At 63.7% G+C, this 2,390-nt stretch carries 3 protein-coding genes; 1 reads left to right on the forward strand and 2 read right to left on the reverse strand.

Translation table 11 applies throughout. The annotated features are described in order from the left end of the window. Nucleotides 1-340, forward strand: a 340-nt coding sequence (locus tag AC1D0P_RS24725; protein WP_477679152.1) for an LOG family protein, incomplete at its 5' end; no start/stop codon positions are given. 15 nt (nucleotides 341-355) lie between these two features. On the opposite strand, the gene AC1D0P_RS24730 is transcribed toward AC1D0P_RS24725, so the two are convergent. Together AC1D0P_RS24730 and AC1D0P_RS24735 are read right to left on the reverse strand one after the other, a co-directional pair. Further along, nucleotides 356-694, reverse strand: a complete 339-nt coding sequence (locus AC1D0P_RS24730) for a P-II family nitrogen regulator (RefSeq protein ID WP_007869659.1) — start codon at nucleotides 692-694, stop codon at nucleotides 356-358. 157 nt (nucleotides 695-851) lie between these two features. Continuing rightward, a partial coding sequence (locus AC1D0P_RS24735) for an NAD+ synthase (RefSeq protein WP_477679153.1) occupies nucleotides 852-2,390 on the reverse strand: 1,539 nt, incomplete at its 5' end.

Genomic DNA, 2,390 nt, shown 5'->3' on the forward strand with positions numbered 1-2,390 from the left:
GCTGCACATCGAGGAAAACATGCACGAGCGCAAACGCCTGATGGCCGAGCATGCCGACGCATTCCTGGCCCTGCCGGGCGGCATAGGCACGCTGGAAGAGTTCTTTGAGGTCTGGACCTGGCGCCAGCTCGGTTACCACGACAAGCCGGTCGGGCTGCTCAACATGGGTGGCTATTACGACAGCCTGCTGGCCTTCCTGGCCTCATCGGTCAAGGCCGGCTTCATGAACGACTGGCTGATGGACCTGATACGCACCGGCAGCGAGGCGGAGCCGCTGCTCGAAACCCTGGTGCAGGCAGCCGGCACGACACCCACCGCCACCCGCCTCGACCAGATTTAAACGGTTTAGCGGCTCTCAGACTGCCGCTTCATCTTCCTCACCCGTACGGATGCGTACCACGCGCTCCACGCTGGTGATGAAAATCTTGCCGTCGCCGATCTTGCCGGTGCGCGCCGCGCGCACGATGGCGTCCACGCAGCGCTCCACATCCTCGGTTTTCACGACGACTTCGACCTTGACCTTGGGCAGGAAGTCAACCACGTACTCCGCGCCGCGGTAGAGCTCGGTATGGCCCTTCTGGCGGCCGAAGCCCTTGACTTCAGTGACGGTCAGCCCGGTCACGCCGCATTCGGCCAGCGCCTCGCGGACTTCTTCGAGCTTGAAAGGCTTGAGGACGGCGGTAATTTGTTTCACTGAGTATCTCCGGTAGTTCTAAAAATCATCAAAGTCACTTGAAGGTCGCAAGAGGCTCTTCACCAGCATGAGCCGCGGGACTGGCTTTGCCAGACCGCAGGCGGGCGGCCCCCTCGGGGGGCAGCGACCCACACGCAGTGGGGGAGCGTGGGGGCCATCACTGCCGGAATTTGCTGGTAATAGGATAGCGCCAATCCTTGCCAAAGCTCCTGTGGGTGACCCTGATGCCCACCGGCGCCTGCCGCCGCTTGTATTCGTTGATGCGGATCAGCCGCGCCACTCGCTCCACCACCGCACGGTCAAAACCGGCGGCGATGATGCCCTCGGCGCTCTCGTCGTTTTCCATATAGCGCGACAGGATGGCGTCCAACACCTCGTAGGGCGGCAGGCTGTCCTGGTCGGTCTGGTCGGGACGCAGCTCGGCGCTGGGCGGGCGCGTGATGATGCGTTCGGGAATCGGGTTGCTGCCCGTGCCATACGGGTCATTGGCATTRCGCCAGCGCGCCAGCCGGAACACGGAAGTCTTGAGCACATCCTTGATGACCGCGAAGCCGCCGGCCATGTCGCCGTAGAGCGTGCAATAGCCGGTGGCCATCTCGCTCTTGTTGCCGGTGGTCAGCACGATGGAGCCGAACTTGTTGGACAGCGCCATCAAAAACACCCCGCGTATACGCGCCTGGATGTTTTCCTCGGTCGTGTCTTCCTTCAGGCCCTTGAACTCGCCGGCCAGGGACGCCTTGAAGGCCTCGAACTCGGGCACGATGGAAATCTCGTCGTAGCGCACCTTCACGCGTTCGGCCATCTCGCGCGCATCTTTCCAGGAGATGTCGGCTGTATAGGGTGAAGGCATCATCACCGCGCGCACCTTGTCCGCGCCCAGCGCATCCACCGCGATCGCCAGCACCAGGGCCGAATCGATACCGCCCGACAGGCCCAGGATGGCGCCCGGAAAGCCGTTTTTCCCCAGGTAATCGCGCACCCCCAGCACCAGCGCATCCCACAGGTCCGCCTCGTGACTGCGCTCGGGCGCCGTTTCCGCCGTCAAAGTGACAGCGTCCCCCGTGCGCTCGGCGCGAATGGCAAACAGCTTTTCCCTGAAACTTTCGGCCCGCCCGGCCAACGCGCCGTCGGCCTGCAACGCAAAAGAACGTCCTTCAAACACGATTTCGTCCTGCCCGCCCACCAGGTGGGCATAGACCAGCGGCAACCCGGTGGCCAGGCAGCGGTTTTGCATCATCTGCTCGCGCTCGCCGCCCTTGCCCACATGGAAAGGCGAGGCATTGATGACCACCAGCAGCTCGGCGCCGGCCTCTTTGGCCAGGCGTGCCGGCTCTTCGAACCAGGCGTCTTCACAGATCAGCAGCCCTATACTGACGGCCTCATCGCCCTCCCCGGCCTGGAACACGCAGGTGCCCTGGCCGGGCGTGAAGTAGCGGCGCTCGTCGAACACCTGGTAATTGGGCAGCTCGCGCTTGGCGTAGCTTTCGATGACACGGCCCTCGCGCAGCACCCGTGCCGCGTTGTGGCGCTGCTGCACTTCCACGCTTTTGGTGCGCAGGCCCTWGCCGTTATCGCCGTGGGTGGGTGTGCCCACCACCACCGTCAGGCCTTTTAACCCGGCCAGCTCGCGGGCCACTTGATTCACGGCATCATCACAGGCCTGGATGAAAGAGGGGCGCAAAAACAGGTCTTCGGC

The organism is Polaromonas sp. P1_G2 (assembly GCF_056405515.1).